16 protein-coding genes and 1 pseudogene are annotated in these 15,923 nt (G+C 70.3%); 11 read left to right on the forward strand and 6 right to left on the reverse strand.

Going from position 1 to position 15,923, the window contains the following annotated elements; all coding sequences use genetic code 11:
- Positions 1-320, reverse strand: a pseudogene (locus tag GTW40_RS10135) (RNA polymerase sigma factor SigF); the annotation flags it as partial.
- 249 nt (positions 321-569) lie between these two features.
- Here GTW40_RS10135 and GTW40_RS10140 point away from each other — a divergent pair.
- Positions 570-947 (forward strand): STAS domain-containing protein, encoded by a 378-nt coding sequence (locus GTW40_RS10140; RefSeq protein WP_161179833.1) that lies wholly within the window; start codon positions 570-572, stop codon positions 945-947.
- 279 nt (positions 948-1,226) lie between these two features.
- Positions 1,227-1,787, forward strand: coding sequence for an ATP-binding protein (locus GTW40_RS10145; protein ID WP_161179834.1), 561 nt, complete (start codon positions 1,227-1,229; stop codon positions 1,785-1,787).
- A gap of 870 nt (positions 1,788-2,657) precedes the next feature.
- On the opposite strand, the gene GTW40_RS10150 is transcribed toward GTW40_RS10145, so the two are convergent.
- Positions 2,658-4,160 (reverse strand): oligopeptide:H+ symporter, encoded by a 1,503-nt coding sequence (locus GTW40_RS10150; protein WP_161179835.1) that lies wholly within the window; start codon positions 4,158-4,160, stop codon positions 2,658-2,660.
- 491 nt (positions 4,161-4,651) lie between these two features.
- Between GTW40_RS10150 and GTW40_RS10155 the strand changes: the two genes are divergently transcribed.
- Positions 4,652-5,329: a response regulator transcription factor gene (locus GTW40_RS10155; RefSeq protein WP_018548088.1), complete on the forward strand. Its 678-nt coding sequence runs from the start codon at positions 4,652-4,654 to the stop codon at positions 5,327-5,329.
- Positions 5,330-5,469: 140 nt separating this feature from the next.
- Positions 5,470-6,744, forward strand: coding sequence for an ATP-binding protein (locus GTW40_RS10160; RefSeq protein WP_161179836.1), 1,275 nt, complete (start codon positions 5,470-5,472; stop codon positions 6,742-6,744).
- A 28-nt stretch (positions 6,745-6,772) separates the two neighbouring features.
- Here GTW40_RS10160 and GTW40_RS10165 read toward each other — a convergent pair whose 3' ends face one another.
- Entirely contained in the window at positions 6,773-7,264 is a 492-nt protein-coding gene (locus GTW40_RS10165; protein ID WP_161179837.1) for a GtrA family protein, read from the reverse strand.
- Between the two features lie 195 nt (positions 7,265-7,459).
- On the opposite strand from GTW40_RS10165, the gene GTW40_RS10170 reads away from it, so the two are divergent.
- From GTW40_RS10170 to GTW40_RS10190, 5 genes are all read left to right on the forward strand, one after another.
- Entirely contained in the window at positions 7,460-8,599 is a 1,140-nt protein-coding gene (locus GTW40_RS10170) for a 5-(carboxyamino)imidazole ribonucleotide synthase (RefSeq protein WP_161179838.1), read from the forward strand.
- On the forward strand, positions 8,596-9,117 hold the full coding sequence (purE, locus tag GTW40_RS10175; protein WP_161179839.1) for a 5-(carboxyamino)imidazole ribonucleotide mutase: 522 nt from the start codon (positions 8,596-8,598) through the stop codon (positions 9,115-9,117). The genes GTW40_RS10170 and purE overlap by 4 nt, the downstream gene beginning before the upstream one ends.
- Positions 9,118-9,122: 5 nt before the next feature.
- Entirely contained in the window at positions 9,123-10,301 is a 1,179-nt protein-coding gene (locus tag GTW40_RS10180; RefSeq protein ID WP_161179840.1) for a dipeptidase, read from the forward strand.
- 74 nt (positions 10,302-10,375) lie between these two features.
- Positions 10,376-10,648 (forward strand): type II toxin-antitoxin system prevent-host-death family antitoxin, encoded by a 273-nt coding sequence (locus GTW40_RS10185; protein WP_161179841.1) that lies wholly within the window; start codon positions 10,376-10,378, stop codon positions 10,646-10,648.
- Positions 10,645-10,908, forward strand: coding sequence for a Txe/YoeB family addiction module toxin (locus GTW40_RS10190; protein WP_161179842.1), 264 nt, complete (start codon positions 10,645-10,647; stop codon positions 10,906-10,908). Before GTW40_RS10185 ends, GTW40_RS10190 begins: the two co-directional genes overlap by 4 nt.
- A gap of 12 nt (positions 10,909-10,920) precedes the next feature.
- Here the strand turns inward: GTW40_RS10190 and GTW40_RS10195 are convergent, their stop codons facing one another.
- Complete coding sequence (locus GTW40_RS10195; protein ID WP_161179843.1) at positions 10,921-11,277, reverse strand: VOC family protein; 357 nt, start codon at positions 11,275-11,277, stop codon at positions 10,921-10,923.
- A gap of 89 nt (positions 11,278-11,366) precedes the next feature.
- Here GTW40_RS10195 and GTW40_RS10200 point away from each other — a divergent pair, with 89 nt between their 5' ends.
- Positions 11,367-11,939: a CGNR zinc finger domain-containing protein gene (locus tag GTW40_RS10200; RefSeq protein ID WP_161179844.1), complete on the forward strand. Its 573-nt coding sequence runs from the start codon at positions 11,367-11,369 to the stop codon at positions 11,937-11,939.
- 130 nt (positions 11,940-12,069) lie between these two features.
- Here GTW40_RS10200 and GTW40_RS10205 read toward each other — a convergent pair whose 3' ends face one another.
- Complete coding sequence (locus GTW40_RS10205; protein ID WP_161179845.1) at positions 12,070-13,413, reverse strand: UDP-glucose/GDP-mannose dehydrogenase family protein; 1,344 nt, start codon at positions 13,411-13,413, stop codon at positions 12,070-12,072.
- A gap of 179 nt (positions 13,414-13,592) precedes the next feature.
- Here GTW40_RS10205 and GTW40_RS10210 point away from each other — a divergent pair, with 179 nt between their 5' ends.
- Positions 13,593-14,750: an acyl-CoA dehydrogenase gene (locus GTW40_RS10210; protein ID WP_161179846.1), complete on the forward strand. Its 1,158-nt coding sequence runs from the start codon at positions 13,593-13,595 to the stop codon at positions 14,748-14,750.
- 100 nt (positions 14,751-14,850) lie between these two features.
- Here the strand turns inward: GTW40_RS10210 and GTW40_RS10215 are convergent.
- On the reverse strand, positions 14,851-15,923 hold a 1,073-nt coding region (locus GTW40_RS10215; protein WP_161179847.1), incomplete at its 5' end, for an LCP family protein.

Genomic DNA, 15,923 nt, shown 5'->3' on the forward strand with positions numbered 1-15,923 from the left:
GTGCCGACCTGGACGATGTCCTCCATCGGCTCGCTGCGGGAGCGGAAGCGGGACGCGGCGAACCTGACGAGCGCCAGGTTCAGTTCGACCAGGGTGTTGCGGACGTAAGCGTGTTCATGCGTGCCTTCCTCCAGCGACTCGAGGCGCTGGAAGAGGGTCTTGGAAAGGGCCCGCGCGTCCACCGGGCCGACCTCGTCGAAGGGCGGGATCTCCGGGAGACCCGCCAGGGGGTCGAGAGGATCGATGGCATGATCCAGTTGGTCCGGTGGGGGTGTCGACGTCGCGATCGGGGTATGCGATGCGTCGAGCCGGGGTGACATGGGTGTCCTCCATCGTTCTCGGCATAAGGCTGCCGAAGCCGAAATGCGTGCACTGCGGTGTGCGGCGCCTCCGAGGCCGGGGTGGGGGTGTGTTGTGTCCTTACTAGCCCTACCCGCTCCACCGAGCCGGTGGCAAGTTCCTTGTGCTGCGATATGCCCGATTTTGCGGGGTTGTTCGGGTGTCGGAGTACGTGTGGAAGGCGTAGTGTTCGAGGGCATCAGCAGCCACGACCTCGGGAGAGAGACGGCATGGACCACGGGACGGTCGGCAGCGCACAGTCGGGCCGGCTTCTGGTGGAGGTGCGGGAAGAGGGCTCCAGCGCCGTAGTGACACCGGCGGGTGAACTCGATCACCACACCGCCGATCTACTGCGCGAGCCGCTCGACGACCTCCTGGCGAAGGGCTTCTCGCGGCTCGTCGTGGACTGCTCGCGACTGGAGTTCTGCGACTCCACGGGCCTCAACGTTCTGCTCGGCGCGCGGCTCAAGGCCGATGCCGCGGGCGGTGGGGTCCATCTGGCGGGAATGCTGCCGGTGGTCGCACGCGTGTTCGAGATCACGGGGGCGGAGGCGGTCTTCACCGTCCATGACTCCCTGGACGCCGCGCTGGCCGGCGGGGACGGCTGACACCGCGCCCCTCGCACGCCCGCGCCCGCCCGGCGCACCGGTCACGCGGAACACGCGGGTGTTCCGCCGCCTCGGTCGGGCAGGAGACACTCTGAATCTGTCGGCCGACGGCCGCCTCCCTTTCCGGGAACCGGCGGACGGCCCGGACGCGACGTAGGGGTGGAGGCGGACGGGCGGCGGAAGCGGCGCGCACGGGCGCCCGGCGGACGGACCGCCCGCGATCCGAACGGAGTCGGACTTTTGAATCGTGAACTGGTGAATCGGTGAGGTGAAGCGCTGATGAGCACCACCCGGCCCTACTCGCCGGGCGACCGCGGCCCGGAGCCGAGCGGCGCTTCCGGGATGCCCGAGGGAAGTGCGCCGTCCGACGGCGCGTCCGCGGGCGCGGCCGCGCCGCCCGCGCCCGCCGAGGGTGTGCGGCAGGCCCCGGGGCAGCAGGCCCGCAGGCTGAGCCTGGACGGTGAGAGCGGGGTCGTGCCGCTCGCCCGGGACTTCACCCGCCAGGCGCTGTACGCCTGGGGCTGGCTGCCCGCCTCCGGCGCCGAGCAGCGTGCCGCCGCCGAGGACGTCCTGCTCGTCGTCTCCGAGCTGGTCACCAACGCCTGCCTGCACGCTGGGGGCCCCGACGAGCTGTACCTCACCTGCGACCGCAAGGTGATCCGCCTGGAGGTCCGCGACCGCGGCACCGGCCAGCCCGCCCCCCGCACCCCGCACCGCGCGGGCCGCCCCGGCGGCCACGGCATGTTCATCGTCCAGCGCCTCTGCCTGGACTGGGGCGTCGTCCGCACCCCCGACAGCCCCGGCAAAACGGTCTGGGCGGAACTGGGCGCCCCGGCGTAATGCCTGCGGCGCTCTGACGTCGATCTGCGCGTCGGTGTTGTGCGATACGCCCTCCTTGTGCCCGCCTCGGGCCGGGAGGGCGTCGCTCGTTGTCGGGCCTGTCGGCCGAGGGCTCTCCTGCGGAGTGCCGCCCCCGCAGATCGGGCCCTGCAGTGGGCTACGGCGCCCCCGTGCCCCGTGCGGAGGGGCGCTGAGTGTCGTGCGATACGCCCTGCTTGCGGCCGACCCGGCCGGGAGGGCGTCGCTCGTTGTACGGTCCGCCGGTCGGCCCCGGGGGATGCCGCCCGGTCCGTAGCGGCCCCGGCTGCACCTGTCCCCTGCGGAGAGTGCCGGGTGCCGTGTGGTGCGTCTTCCCTGCGGACGATCCCGTCGGGAGGGTGCCGCTCGTAGTCGGGGCTGCCGGCCGAGGGCTCTCTTGCGGAGTGCTGCCGCTCGGGACACGCGGATCGTCCCGTCCCGAGGCGGACCGCGGTCTTACACGTCCCTCGGGAGGGCATCTCGCGGTGCGGCCTCCCCGCTGAGGGGAATGGGCGTGGAGGGTGTCGCGTCTTGGCGTGCCGCCGCCGAATCGGGGACCTCGTCGTCCGTGCCTCCAGGGCGCCCCCTTCGATGTTGCCCCGGGCGGCTGCGTAGAGGTGTCCCGCAGGCCCCGCCCCCCAGGGCGCGCGGGGCAGTCTGCCGCACGGCGACAACCCCCCGGACCACCCAGTTCCCCCACCCAGGGCGCGCGGGGAGTCGGCGTACCACCCAGTGCCGGTCCCGGCCCGGAGCCACGCCGCCGGAGCAGGCCCACGCGGGCCGAGCGCGTCCGGGCATGCGAAAGGGGCCCGCATCCTCAGGATGCGGGCCCCTTTCGGGCGTAGCAGGGGGCTAGTTGACCGAGCCCATCATCGCCTTGACCTTCTTGCGGTACATCCAGACCGCGATGCCGGCGACGACCGCGAGGACGGCCTCCAGGCCGACGAAGCCCATGCGGTCGAGGTTGACGCCGCCGACCGCCGGGTTGGACAGCAGGGCGGTGATCGAGTCGCCCGCGGTGACCGCGAGGAACCAGACGCCCATCATCTGCGAGGCGTACTTCTTCGGCGCCATCTTGGTCGTCACGGACAGACCCACCGGGGACAGCGTCAGCTCACCGACGGTCTGCACGAAGTAGATCGCGACCAGCCACAGCGCGGCGGCCTTGTGACCGCCCTCGGCGATGGACAGCGGAGCCAGGAAGAGGAAGAAGGACGCACCGACCAGCACGAGGCCGGAGGCGAACTTCACCATCGTGCTCGGCTCCTTGCCGCGCCGGTTCAGCCACAGCCACAGCCAGGCGAACACCGGGGCCAGGGCCATGATCATGACCGGGTTGACCGACTGGTACCAGGAGACCGGGAAGTTCCAGCCAGCGATCGTGTTCTTGGCCGAGGCGTCGGCGAAGATCGACAGGGTCGAACCACCCTGGTCGTAGATCATCCAGAACACGGCCGCGGCGACGAAGAACCAGATGTACGCCGACACCTTCGAGCGCTCGGAGTCGTCCAGGTCCTTGTCCCGGCGGATCCGGGCGATCACCATGATCGGGACGATCAGGCCGATGATCGTCAGCGGGATCAGCGCCCAGTTCAGGGTGAAGTGACCGGTGCCGCCGACGATGCCGTAGAACACCACGGCGATGGCGAGCCAGATCAGGCCCTTGCGCAGCGTGGAGCGCTTCTCCTCGGCGGTGAGCGGCGTCGGGACGAGGTTGCTCTGCTCGCTCAGGTGACGGCCGCCCAGCAGGTACTGGCCCAGACCCAGCGCCATGCCGAGCGCGGCGAGGGCGAAGCCGAAGTGCCAGTTGACGTTCTCACCGACGGTACCGATGACCAGCGGCGCGATGAAGGCGCCGAGGTTGATGCCGATGTAGAAGAGCGTGAAGCCACCGTCACGGCGCGCGTCGTCCGGACCCTTGTACAGGTGGCCGACCATGGTGGAGATGTTGGCCTTCAGCAGACCCGAACCGATCGCGACCAGACCCAGGCCCACGAAGAAGCTCGCGGAGACCGGCAGCGCCAGGCACAGGTGGCCGAGCATGATGATCAGACCGGAAACGGCCACCGTCTTGCGAGGACCGAGCAGACGGTCCGCGACCCAGCCGCCGGGAAGGGCGAGCAGGTAGACGAGCGACACGTACACGGAGTAGATCGCGGTCGCCGTGCCCGCGTTCATGTGCAGGCCGCTGGGGGCGACCAGGTACAGCGGGAGCAGGGCCCTCATGCCGTAGTAGGAGAAACGCTCCCACATCTCGGTCATGAAAAGGGTGGCCAGTCCGCGGGGGTGGCCGAAGAAGGTCTTCTCGGCCCCGATGTCCGGGCGGACCGAATCCTTCGTCAGGCTGGACGCCATGGTCGTTCCTTGCTGGTCGGGACGCGCGTTGGAGCGCGGCGCGCCCGGTGGGGGTGCGGCCGGCACCGGCGGGTCGGTCGTCCACCCCCACGCCCGGGGGGCTCCGCCTCCCAGGGGAGCGGTGGACGGCGACCACCGGGATCCACGCCCCGTACGCGTCACTGCGTCCGGAGCCCGGCCAGAGGTCATTCCTTTCGAGGCTGATCTTCGTCAGCCCGCACATCAAAGAAGAGACCCTCGGCGACATGTGCCCGCCAAGAGGTCCCCGGTGTGTGCTACAGGCGTTCAGATCACCATACGGCAGGAGACTGCCGGATATGGAAGGACTTGAGACGCGGATCACAGGAATTCGGGGAACCGCACAAGGGGTTTCCAAGGCTCTTCCACGATCCCACGCCGCGAGCAATGGTTTGTACCAGCAGGGGACAAAGGTAAGAGCGCGGTGGCGGACCACACCCCGACTCCACGCGCGGGCGGTCTACCATCAGCTCATGACCCGTGTACTGCTCGCCGAGGACGACGCGTCCATCTCGGAGCCGCTGGCCCGCGCCCTGCGCCGGGAAGGTTACGAGGTCGAGGTCCGCGAGGACGGCCCCACCGCGCTCGACGCCGGAATGCAGGGCGGTGTCGACCTGGTCGTGCTGGACCTGGGCCTGCCCGGCATGGACGGCCTGGAGGTCGCCCGCCGACTGCGTGCCGACGGCCACACCGTGCCGATCCTCATCCTGACCGCGCGCGCCGACGAGGTGGACACCGTCGTCGGCCTCGACGCGGGCGCCGACGACTACGTCACCAAGCCCTTCCGGCTCGCCGAGCTGCTCGCCCGCGTCCGGGCCCTGCTCCGGCGCGGCGCGACCGAGCCGCAGCAGCCTCCGGCCACCCACGGGGTGCGGATCGACGTCGAGTCGCACCGCGCGTGGATGGGGGAGGAGGAACTCCAGCTCACGGCCAAGGAGTTCGACCTGCTGCGGGTGCTGGTGCGGGACGCGGGGCGGGTCGTCACGCGCGACCAGCTCATGCGGGAGGTGTGGGACACGACGTGGTGGTCCTCCACCAAGACGCTGGACATGCACATCTCGTGGCTGCGGAAGAAGCTCGGGGATGATGCGGCGAATCCGCGTTATATCGCCACGGTGCGTGGAGTGGGCTTCCGGTTCGAGAAGAGCTGAGTTTCGGCTTCCGGGGAGGGCCTGCGGGTTCGTCGGCGGCTCTCCCTCGTCGTGGGCGTTCGCGCAGTTCCCCGCGCCCCTTAGGGCACTGCCCTGGGCCGGGGGAGACTGGTGGTCCTTAGTTTCTCCGGAGGGACCCCGTGCGTCGTCGTCTCATTCAGTCCACGCTCGCCGTCGTGCTGGTGGTGATCGCGGTCTTCGGGGTGTCCCTGGTGATCGTCGAGACCCGGACGATCAGCAACAGTGCCCAGGAACGCGTCGAGTCCGAGGCGGTCCGGCTGGCCAGCATCGTGGACAGCCGCATCCTCGCCTCCGAGCACGTCGACACCGACGCGCTGCGCAATCCGGTCAGCAAGGACCAGTACGCCGTCATCCGCGTCCCCGGCCGGGCCCCCATCGAGATCGGCACCCGGCCCAAGGGCGAGGTCATCCACTCCACGCAGCACGGCGAGGAGGGCGAGACGGTCACCGTGCAGGAGCCCCGCTCCGCCGTGACCCGTGAGGTCGGCCGCACGCTGCTGATCATCGGCCTGGTCGCGCTGCTCGCCGTGATCGCCGCCGTCCTGCTCGCCGTACGCCAGGCCAACCGGCTCGCCTCCCCGCTCACCGACCTCGCCGAGACCGCCGAGCGCCTCGGCTCCGGCGACCCCCGCCCCCGGCACAAGCGCTACGGCGTCCCCGAGCTGGACCGGGTCGCGGACGTGCTCGACTCCTCCGCCGAGCGCATCGGCCGGATGCTCACCGCCGAACGGCGCCTCGCGGCCGACGCCTCCCACCAGCTCCGTACGCCGCTGACCGCGCTGTCCATGCGCCTGGAGGAGATCACCCTCACCGACGACCCGGACACGGTGAAGGAGGAGGCCACCATCGCGCTCACGCAGGTGGAGCGGCTGACGGACGTGGTGGAACGGCTGCTCACCAACTCGCGCGACCCGCGTACCGGCTCCGCCGTCTCCTTCGACCTCGACGAGGTCATCCAGCAGCAGCTCGCCGAGTGGCGCCCCGCCTACCGCGGCGTGGGCCGGGCCATCGTCAGCTCCGGCAAGCGGCATCTGAAGGCGGTGGGCACGCCCGGCGCGGTCGCCCAGGTGCTGGCCGCGCTGATCGAGAACTCGCTGATGCACGGCGGCGGCACCGTCGCCCTGCGCACCCGGGTCGTCGGCAACCAGGCCGTGGTCGAGGTCACCGACGAGGGCTCCGGCATCCCCGCGGACCTCGGCGCGCGGATCTTCGAGCGGGCCATCAGCGGCCGCAACTCCACCGGCATCGGGCTCGCCGTCGCCCGCGACCTCGCCGAGGCCGACGGCGGCCGTCTGGAGCTGCTCCAGACACAGCCGGTGGTCTTCGGCCTCTTCCTGTCCCGTACGGCCCCGCCCCCGAAGGCGGACGGCGAGGCGCGGCCCACGGTCCGCTGAGGACGGGCGCGGGCGGACCGGGAAGCGGCTAGCGCACCCGCTGCTTCTCGTCCGGCCGGGGGCCGCCCGAGCCCTTGACGACCGAGTCGCCCTCGGCGGGCAGCGCCCGGAAGACCCAGGTGCGGTACGACCAGAACCGGAACAGCGTCGCTACGCCGATGCCGACGAACTTGAAGACGTTGCTCTGCAGCGGGGTGTCCCAGCCGAACCCGTAGGTCGCGAGGTACAGCACGCCGTTCTCGATGACCAGGCCGATCGCGCTGAACACCAGGAACAGCATCAGCTCGCGGGTGCGGCCGCCCTTGTCGCGGTCCCGGTACGTCCAGTAGCGGAAGCCCACGTAGTTGAAGACGATCGCGACGATGGTCGCGATGATGCTGGCGCGCACCACCGGCAGATCCGAGAGGTGCCGGACCAGGTTGAACACGCCCAGATTGACCAGGACACCGGCACCGCCGACGGCCCCGAACTTGGCCAGCTCGCGCGCGAGCCGGTTCAGCCCCGAGGAACGGTGTTCCATTGCGGTGCAGCTCCTGTCCTTGGCATCCATAGGCCCCGCCATGCTATCCACGAGCTCTTCACGATGCCCGCGCACCGGGCCACAGCCTGGAAACGGGTCGGCAAGAGGCGGGCAAGGGGCGGGTAAGAGATCGCGCGCGGGGGCGCGTGAACGCGCGCGAGCCGGGCCGGTCCGGGCGGCCGATACGCTAGGGGGGTGACGTTCCCGGTAGTCGGCATGGTCGGCGGGGGGCAGCTCGCGCGTATGACGCACGAGGCGGGCATCCCGTTGGGCATCAGGTTCAAGCTCCTCAGTGACACTCCCCAGGATTCCGCGGCGCAGGTCGTGAGCGATGTCGTCATCGGCGACTACCGCGACCTCGACACGCTGCGTGAGTTCGCGCGCGGCTGTGACGTGATCACCTTCGATCACGAGCACGTGCCGACCGAGCACCTACGGGCCCTGGAGGCGGACGGTATCCCCGTGCGCCCGGGGCCCGACGCGCTCGTGCACGCCCAGGACAAGGGTGTGATGCGCGCGAAGCTCACCGAGATCGGGGTGCCCTGTCCGCGCCACCGCATCGTGAGCGACCCGGCCGACGTGGCCGCGTTCGCGGCGGAGGGAGACGGCTTCCCCGTCGTCCTCAAGACCGTGCGCGGCGGCTACGACGGCAAGGGCGTGTGGGTCGTGGACTCCGTCGAGGAGGCCGCCGAGCCCTTCCGGGCGGGCGTGCCGGTGCTGGCCGAGGAGAAGGTCGACTTCGTCCGCGAGCTGGCCGCCAACGTCGTGCGCTCCCCGCACGGCCAGGCCGTCGCCTACCCGGTCGTGGAGTCCCGCCAGGTCGCCGGGGTGTGCGACACCGTGATCGCGCCCGCGCCCGGCCTGGACGAGGCGCTGGCGCTGAAGGCCGAGGAGATGGCGCTGACCATCGCCAAGGAACTGGGCGTCGTCGGCCACCTCGCCGTCGAGCTGTTCCAGACCCGCGACGGCCGCGTCCTCGTCAACGAGCTGGCCATGCGCCCGCACAACTCGGGCCACTGGTCCATGGACGGCGCGATCACCTCGCAGTTCGCCAACCACGTCCGCGCGGTCCTCGACCTCCCCCTCGGCGACCCGCGCCCGCGCGCGCCCTGGACGGTCATGGTGAACGTCCTCGGCGGCGACTACCCGGACATGTACTCCGCGTACCTCCACTGCATGGCGCGCGACCCCCAGCTGAAGATCCACATGTATGGCAAGGACGTAAAACCCGGCCGCAAGGTGGGTCACGTCAACACCTACGGCGACGACCTGGACGACGTACTGGAACGCGCGCGTCACGCAGCCGGCTACCTGAAGGGCACGATCACCGAATGAGCCCCCTCGTTGGCATCGTCATGGGGTCGGACTCCGACTGGCCCGTCATGGAAGCCGCCGCCAAGGCACTGGACGAGTTCGAGATCCCCTACGAGGTCGATGTCGTCTCCGCGCACCGGATGCCGCGCGAGATGATCACCTACGGCGAGCAGGCCGCCGACCGCGGGCTCAAGGCGATCATCGCGGGCGCGGGCGGCGCCGCCCACCTCCCGGGCATGCTCGCCTCCGTGACCCCGCTCCCGGTGATCGGCGTCCCGGTCCCGCTGAAGTACCTGGACGGCATGGACTCCCTCCTGTCGATCGTCCAGATGCCCGCCGGTGTCCCGGTCGCCACGGTCTCCGTCGCCGGTGCCCGCAACGCCGGTCTCCTCGCGGCCCGGATGCTCGCCGCCCACGACGAGGACCTCCTGCAGAAGATGCGCGAGTTCCAGCAGGACCTCAACGACCAGGCCACCGAGAAGGGCAAGCGCCTGCGCTCGAAGGTCGAGGGCGCGAACGGCTTCGGATTCGGGAAGTGACGCGGATGACCTCCCTGGACGAAGCCCGCTCGCTGCTGCGCGAGTTCCCCGTGGTCGACGGCCACAACGACCTGCCGTGGGCGCTGCGTGAGCAGGTCGCCTACGACCTGGCCGCGCGGGACATCGCCGCGCACCAGAACGCCCATCTGCACACCGACCTGCCCCGCCTGCGCGAGGGCGGGGTCGGGGCGCAGTTCTGGTCGGTGTACGTACGCTCCGATCTGCCGGGTGCGGTGACCGCGACCCTGGAGCAGATCGACTGTGTGCGGCGGCTGATCGAGCAGTACCCGGACGAGCTGGCGCCCGCGCTGACCGCCGCGGACATGGAGGCGGCGCGTGCCTCGGGCCGTATCGCCTCCCTGATGGGTGCCGAGGGCGGCCACTCCATCGACAACTCGCTGGGCACGCTGCGGAGTCTGTACGCGCTCGGTGTGCGGTACATGACGCTCACCCACAACGACAACGTGGACTGGGCGGACTCGGCGACGGACGAGCCGAAGGCGGGCGGTCTTTCCGCGTTCGGCCGCGAGGTCGTCCGCGAGATGAACCGGCTCGGCATGCTCGTCGACCTCTCCCACGTCGCCGCGACGACGATGCGGGACGCGCTGGACGCCACCTCGGCGCCGGTGATCTTCTCCCACTCGTCCGCGCGCGCGGTGTGCGACCATCCGCGCAACATCCCGGACGACGTGCTGGAGCGGCTCCCCGCCAACGGCGGCATGGCCATGGTGACCTTCGTGCCGAAGTTCGTCCTCCAGGCCGCCGTCGACTGGACGGTCGCCGCCGACGACAACATGCGCGCGCACGGCCTCCACCACCTCGACACCACCGAGGAGGGCATGAAGGTCCACCGCGCCTTCGAGGAGAGCCACCCGCGCCCGATCGCCACCGTCTCCACGGTCGCCGACCACCTCGACCACATGCGCGAGGTCGCCGGCATCGACCACCTCGGCATCGGCGGCGACTACGACGGCACGGCCTTCACCCCCGACGGCCTGAACGACGTCTCCGGCTACCCCAACCTCATCGCCGAACTCCTCGACCGGGGCTGGTCCAAGCCGGACCTCGCCAAGCTCACCTGGCAGAACGCGGTCCGCGTGCTCGGCGCGGCGGAGGACGTCTCCCGCGAGCTCCGGGCCACGCGCCCGGCGTCCACGGCGACGATCGAGTCCCTGGACGGCTAGCCGACGCGGCAGTACCGGAAACCGGTCCCGGTGTCGTACCGTTTTTCGGTACGACACCGGAAGGAGCAGGACCGATGACCATAAGCGCCAGTGAGGCACGCCGTGATCTGTTTCCCCTGATCAAGCGGGTCAACGAGGACCACACCCCGGTACGGATCAGTTCCAAGGGGGGCGACGCCGTCCTGATGTCCGCCGAGGACTACGAGTCCTGGCAGGAGACCGTGTACCTGCTGCGTTCCCCCGCGAATGCCCGGCGTCTGATGGAGGCGGTCGCGCGTGACAGGGAGAGCGGGCCCGTGGTCACCAAGTCGCTGGACGAGCTGCGGGCGTTGGCGGGTGACGAGTGAGGAGCGTGCACTTCGACCCCGACGCGTGGGAGGACTTCCTCTTCTGGCTCGCCTCCGACCGCAGAATGGCGCGCCGGATCACCCGGTTGATCGGTGAGATCCAGCGCGACCCCTTCAGCGGCATCGGCAAGCCGGAGCCGCTCAAGGCCGACCTGTCCGGGTACTGGTCCCGGCGGATCGACGACGAGCACCGGCTGGTCTACCGGGCGGACGACAAGGAAGTGAAGATCCTCAAGGCCCGCTACCACTACCACGACTGAGCAGTCGGTGTTTCAGCACGCGCACAGACAGAACGGATGCCCCGCCGGATCCGCGTACACCCGCCATGTGCGGTTGGGCGCCGTGTCCAGGGGCTTCGCGCCCAGCGAGAGCGCGTGCTTCTCGGACTCGTCGAGGTCCTCCACCGTCAGGTCGAGGTGGAACTGCTGGGAGGCGTCCGGGTTGGGCCAGGCCGGGGGGACGTGGCCGGGGGCCCGCTGGAAGGCGAGGGTGGGGCCGGCGGGGGTCTTGAGGTCGATCCAGGTGTCGTCGCCCTCCGGGGTGCCGCCCAGGAGGCCCGCGTAGAAGGCGGCCAGGGCGTGCGGGTCGGGGCAGTCCAGGACGATCGCGCCCAGTGTGGCGAGGGGCATGGCTTCCTCCTCGGAATACAGTTACCCATAGAGATGGGCAACCGGTAACGGTTACCTCATACTCCCGCAGTGGGGGTAACGTCGCAAGCATGAGTGACAGATCGGCCGCCCCCGGGAACCTGGTCCTGGTGGAGTCCCTGGTCAACAGCCTGGACATCGAGAGCGGCCGCGACCTGCTCGACACGGAGGAGGGCCGCGCGAACCTCGGGATCGGCCCGGAGGACGTGGCGGACGCCCGTACGCTGCGCGAGTCCCTGCGCGCCGCCCTGCTCGCGCACGCCGGGCACCGGCCGCACCGTACGGTGACTCCGCTGGGCGACCTGCTCGCCCACGCCCCGCTCCACCTCGCCGTGGACGACACCGACGGCTCCGCCCGCCTCGCCCCCGCCGACCCGGCCCCGCTGCTCTCCCGCGTCGCCGCCGCCGTCGCCGAGGCACTGGTCGCGGGCGTCTGGCAGCGGCTCAAGGCGTGCGAGGCGCCCGACTGCCACTGGGCGTACTACGACCGCAGCCCCGCCGGACGCGGCCGCTGGTGCTCGATGCAGGTGTGCGGGGCCCGCGCGAAGATGCGGCGCTACCGGGCCAAGGACGCCAAGGACATCGAGAACACCGAGGGCGCCCAGGAGGCCCACGACACCGCCCCGCACACCAAGGACAGGTAAGGGCCCGGGGGTTGCGCGGTCACGTTCGCGCCCCGTGGTGCACAATGCGCACAGACGCCGGTTCGGCCGACTGAGCCTCGGCCGAACCGGCGTCCCCGGTGCGGCCCAACCGTCGTACCCCCGAAGGGCGTTACGCGGTCGGACGGCCCATCGCCCGGTACGTCCACCCGGCCCGCCGCCACAGCTCGGCGTCGAGCGCGTTGCGCCCGTCGAGCAGTACCCGCTCCGCCGCGACCCCGCCCAGCTCCGCCGGGTCCAGCTCGCGGAACTCCCGCCACTCCGTCAGATGCAGGACGACGTCCGCGCCGCGCACCGCGTCGAGCGCCGAGTCCGCGTAGCCGAGCGTCGGGAAGACCTTGCGGGCGTTGTCCATGCCCTTCGGGTCGTACACCGTGACCTGGCCGCCCTGGAGGTGTATCTGCCCGGCGACGTTCAGCGCGGGCGAGTCACGTACGTCGTCGGAGTCGGGCTTGAAGGTGGCGCCGAGCACCGCGACCCGCTTGCCGAGGAACGAGCCGCCCCCGACCGCCTCCCGCGTCATCTCGACCATCTGACCGCGACGCCGCATGTTGATGGAGTCGATCTCGCGCAGGAAGGTCAGCGCCTGGTCCGCGCCCAGCTCACCGGCGCGTGCCATGAAGGCGCGGATGTCCTTCGGCAGACAGCCGCCGCCGAAACCGATCCCGGCGCGCAGGAACTTGCTGCCGATCCGCTCGTCGTGGCCGATGGCCTCCGCGAGCTTCGCCACGTCGCCGTCGGCGGCCTCGCACACCTCCGCCATGGCGTTGATGAAGGAGATCTTGGTGGCGAGGAAGGAGTTGGCGGCCGTCTTGACCAGCTCGGCGGTCGGGAAGTCGGTCACCACGAACGGGGTGCCCTCGCCGATCGGCGTGGCGTACACCTCGCGCAGCAGCTTCTCCGCCCGCTCCCCGCGCACGCCGACCACGATCCGGTCCGGGTGCAGGGTGTCCTGGACGGCGAAGCCCTCGCGCAGGAACTCCGGGTTCCAGGCCAGCTCGGCGTCCGCGCCCACGGGCGCGTGCTCGGCCAGGTAGGCGGCGAGGCGGCCCGCCGAGCCCACCGGCACGGTGGACTTGCCGACGACCAGCGCCGGGCGCCTCAGATGCGGGGCGAGCGAGGCGAGGGCTGCGTCGACGTAACTCATGTCGCAGGCGTACTCGCCGCGCTTCTGCGGGGTGTTCACACAGAGGAAGTGGACATCGCCGAACTCCGCGACCTCCGCGAAGTCGGTCGTGAACCGCAGCCGGCCCGTGGACCCCTCGATGCCCGCGACATGGCGGCGCAGCAGCTCGTCGAGCCCCGGCTCGTACATCGGGGTCTCGCCGCGCTCCAGCAGGGCGATCTTCTCCGGCACCACGTCCAGGCCCAGCACCTCGAAGCCGAGTTCGGCCATGGCCGCGGCGTGCGTGGCGCCGAGATAGCCGGTGCCGATCACGGTGATCTTCAGGCTCATTGCTGCTCCAGCTGGGGGTACGTCGATGGTGCGGAGCCCGAGCATAGTCGTGCGCCGCTCCGGGCAGGTCTCCAGCTGTCGCCAAGCTCACGTATGCGGGCCCCGGGCAGCCCTCTAAACTGCAGTTACTTAACGGTAATTAGCGTCAGTAGCACAGCGTCCTTGGAGCGTGAGAGACCGTGGCCGGATCGGCTGACTTCGACCTGTACCGCCTGTCCGAGGAGCACGACATGCTCCGCGACTCCGTCCGCTCGCTGGTCGAGGCGAAGATCGCGCCGTACGCCGCCGCCGTGGACGAGGAGGCCCGCTTCCCGCAGGAGGCGCTGGACGCCCTCGTGGCCGGTGACCTGCACGCCGTGCACGTCCCGGAGGAGTACGGCGGCGCCGGTGCCGACGCGCTCGCCACGGTGATCGTGATCGAGGAGGTGGCCCGCGCCTGCGTCTCCTCCTCCCTGATCCCGGCCGTGAACAAGCTGGGCTCGCTCCCGGTGATCCTCTCCGGCTCCGAGGAGCTGAAGAAGAAGTACCTGGGGCCGCTCGCCAAGGGCGACGCGATGTTCTCGTACTGCCTCTCCGAGCCGGACGCCGGTTCGGACGCGGCGGGCATGAAGACCAAGGCGGTCCGCGACGGAGACTTCTGGGTGCTCAACGGCGTGAAGCGCTGGATCACCAACGCGGGCGTCTCCGAGTACTACACGGTGATGGCCGTCACCGACCCCTCGAAGCGCTCGAAGGGCATCTCCGCCTTCGTGGTCGAGAAGTCGGACGAGGGTGTCTCCTTCGGCGCCCCGGAGAAGAAGCTCGGCATCAAGGGCTCCCCGACCCGCGAGGTCTACTTCGACAACGTCCGCATCCCCGCCGACCGCATGATCGGCGAGGAGGGCACCGGCTTCGCGACGGCCATGAAGACCCTGGACCACACCCGCATCACCATCGCCGCCCAGGCCCTCGGTGTCGCCCAGGGCGCCCTCGACTACGCCAAGGGCTACGTCCAGGAGCGCAAGCAGTTCGGCAAGCCGATCGCCGACTTCCAGGGCATCCAGTTCATGCTGGCCGACATGGCCATGAAGATCGCCGCCGCCCGCGCCCTGACCTACCAGGCCGCGGCCGCCTCCGAGCGCGGCGACAAGGACCTCACCTTCCAGGGCGCCGCCGCCAAGTGCTTCGCCTCGGACGTCGCCATGGAGGTCACCACCGACGCCGTCCAGCTCCTCGGCGGCTACGGCTACACCCGCGACTACCCGGTCGAGCGCATGATGCGCGATGCCAAGATCACCCAGATTTATGAGGGCACGAACCAAGTTCAGCGGATCGTGATGGCGAGGAACCTGCCGTAACGCGCGACGACGTGAACGACGGAAGGCGCCTTCCCCGTACGACCGGGGGAGGCGCCTTCCGTGTGTCCGGGGCCGGGGCCCAACGTCCGGGAGGCGGGGCTCAGTTGCCCGTGACCGTCACCTTCTCGTCGTTCTTCAGCTCGTTCACCAGGGTCTGGACCTTCGCCTTGTCCCAGACGAGGTTGCCGCCGACCGAGCCGGAGATGGGCATGTTCAGGGAGGTGCCGTCACCGCCGCTGACGCCCTTCATGGCCCAGAACATGGAGGCGAGGTCCCACAGGCTCATGTCCTTGTCGACCGTGAGGGAGTCCAGGCCCGCGCCCATGGTCGGGTAGAGCTTGAAGGGGTTCAGGACGGTGGACGGGGTGGCCACCTGGTGGGACAGCGCGGAGAGGAACTTCTGCTGGTTCTTGGTGCGCTGGAGGTCGGAGGCCGCGAAGGCGTGCCGGGTGCGGACGAAGGCCAGGGCCTGCTCGCCGTTGAGGGTCTGCTCGCCGGCCTGGAAGTCGGCGCCGGAGTACTTGTCCTTGAAGCCCTGGTCGAGCTTCATGTCGACGCCACCGACGGCGTCCACGATGTTGGCGAAGCCCGCGAAGCCGATCTCCACGTAGTGGTCGATGTGCAGGCCGGTGTTGTACTCGACCGTGCGGACCAGGAGCGTGGGGCCGTCCTTGGCGTAGGCCGCGTTCAGCTTGGTGGTGCCGGAGGCCGGGTAGAGCCTGCCGGACTGCGAGCCCTTGAAGCTCGGGATCGTGACGTTCGAGTCGCGCGGCAGGGATATGAGCGTGTCGCCGTTCGAGCCGACGTGCAGGATCATCATCGAGTCGGTGCGCTGGCCCTCGGCGGAGCCGGTGTGCAGCTTCTTCTTCTCCTCGTCCGACATGCCCTTGCGGCTGTCGGAGCCGACGATCAGATAGTTGGTGCCCTCGCCCTCGGCGGGCCGGTCGATCACCTGGGCCAGGTCGACGTCCCGGTGCAGCTTGGAGTCGGCCCAGAAGTAGGTGGCGACCGACGTGACGATCAGCACACTCAGCACGGTGATCGTCGTCAGCTTGATCCGGCGGCCCCAGTTCGGGGCGGGGCGCGGAGCGCGGGTGCCGGGCGCGGCCGGGCCGCCGGGACCGCCGCCGTAGACCTGGCCCGTGTTGTAGCCGTTGTCGTATCCGGTGCCGC

The organism is Streptomyces sp. SID4985, assembly GCF_009863025.1.
Taxonomy (GTDB): Bacteria; Actinomycetota; Actinomycetes; order Streptomycetales; family Streptomycetaceae; genus Streptomyces.

Bases quoted from the DNA above. Each gene is read 5' to 3' on its own strand.
- GTW40_RS10140 (WP_161179833.1), top strand. From the start codon at position 570: ATGGACCACGGGACGGTCGGCAGCGCACAGTCGGGCCGGCTTCTGGTG.
- GTW40_RS10145 (WP_161179834.1), top strand. From the start codon at position 1,227: ATGAGCACCACCCGGCCCTACTCGCCGGGCGACCGCGGCCCGGAGCCG.
- GTW40_RS10150 (WP_161179835.1), bottom strand. From the start codon at position 4,160: ATGGCGTCCAGCCTGACGAAGGATTCGGTCCGCCCGGACATCGGGGCC.
- GTW40_RS10155 (WP_018548088.1), top strand. From the start codon at position 4,652: ATGACCCGTGTACTGCTCGCCGAGGACGACGCGTCCATCTCGGAGCCG.
- GTW40_RS10165 (WP_161179837.1), bottom strand. From the start codon at position 7,264: ATGGAACACCGTTCCTCGGGGCTGAACCGGCTCGCGCGCGAGCTGGCC.
- purE (WP_161179839.1), top strand. From the start codon at position 8,596: ATGAGCCCCCTCGTTGGCATCGTCATGGGGTCGGACTCCGACTGGCCC.
- GTW40_RS10180 (WP_161179840.1), top strand. From the start codon at position 9,123: ATGACCTCCCTGGACGAAGCCCGCTCGCTGCTGCGCGAGTTCCCCGTG.
- GTW40_RS10185 (WP_161179841.1), top strand. From the start codon at position 10,376: ATGACCATAAGCGCCAGTGAGGCACGCCGTGATCTGTTTCCCCTGATC.
- GTW40_RS10195 (WP_161179843.1), bottom strand. From the start codon at position 11,277: ATGCCCCTCGCCACACTGGGCGCGATCGTCCTGGACTGCCCCGACCCG.
- GTW40_RS10200 (WP_161179844.1), top strand. From the start codon at position 11,367: ATGAGTGACAGATCGGCCGCCCCCGGGAACCTGGTCCTGGTGGAGTCC.
- GTW40_RS10205 (WP_161179845.1), bottom strand. From the start codon at position 13,413: ATGAGCCTGAAGATCACCGTGATCGGCACCGGCTATCTCGGCGCCACG.